Below are 936 nucleotides of genomic sequence, written 5' to 3' on the forward strand. Positions count from 1 at the left end.
CGAAGTCAGAACTTGATGAAGTGCTTGCGGTAGTGCTGCAGCTCGGCGATCGACTCGCGGATGTCGTCCAGCGCCAAGTGGGTGCTGCCCTTCTTGAAACTGTCGCGGACATCCGGCGCCCAGCGTGCGGCCAGCTCTTTGAGCGTGGAGACATCGAGGTTGCGGTAGTGGAAGTAGCTTTCCAGCGCTTTCATGTGGGTATAAAGGAAGCGCCGGTCCTGGCAGATGCTGTTGCCGCAGATCGGCGACTTGCCCTTCGGCACCCACTTCTCCAGGAACGCGATGGTTTCGGCCTCGGCTTCGGCCATGCTGATGCGGCTGTCGCGCACCCGCTGGGTCAGGCCGGAGTTGCCGTGGGTGCGGGTGTTCCACTCGTCCATGCGGGCGAGCACTTCGTCGCTGTGGTGAATGGCGATCACCGGGCCTTCGGCCAGGGTATTGAGGTCACTGTCGGTGACGATGGTGGCCATTTCGATAATGACGTCGTTTTCCGGATCCAGACCGGTCATTTCCAGGTCGATCCAGATCAGGTTCTGCGGGTTTTGCATATTCGGGCTCCTAGGCAATGCTGCGCAGTTTAGCCTAGGCCAGTGCCCGGGCGTGCTAAACTCGCGGCCGTTTTACCTAATCGCTGCATTCTTCAGACGGAACACCCATGGCCAAACGCCAACTCAATCGTCGTCAAAACTGGCGCATCGAAAAGATTCAGGGCGAGCGCGCCGCCCGCGCCGCCAAACGCGAGTCCTCGGCGGTCGAAGCCCTTGAGGGCGGCGACCTTGGCCCGGAACAAACAGGCCTGGTAATCGCCCACTTCGGTGTGCAGGTCGAGGTCGAAGCTGTTGACGGTGATCAGGCCGGTCAGGTGTTCCGCTGCCACTTGCGCGCCAACCTGCCCGCGCTGGTAACCGGCGACACAGTCGTCTGGCGTGCCGGCAA

Annotated in this window: 1 protein-coding gene and 1 pseudogene; one reads left to right on the top strand and one right to left on the bottom strand. The window is 61.5% G+C overall.

Features of this window, described 5'->3' with window-relative positions:
* Positions 1 to 5 precede the first annotated feature (5 nt).
* Positions 6 to 548: an oligoribonuclease gene (gene orn / locus DBR24_RS26755; protein WP_003221098.1), complete on the bottom strand. Its 543-nt coding sequence runs from the start codon at positions 546 to 548 to the stop codon at positions 6 to 8.
* 107 nt (positions 549 to 655) lie between these two features.
* Here orn and DBR24_RS34000 point away from each other — a divergent pair.
* A pseudogene (locus DBR24_RS34000) lies at positions 656 to 936 on the top strand (ribosome biogenesis GTPase RsgA); the annotation flags it as partial.

The organism is Pseudomonas sp. HMWF006 (assembly GCF_003061205.1).
In the GTDB taxonomy this organism is placed as follows: Bacteria; Pseudomonadota; Gammaproteobacteria; order Pseudomonadales; family Pseudomonadaceae; genus Aquipseudomonas; species Aquipseudomonas monsensis.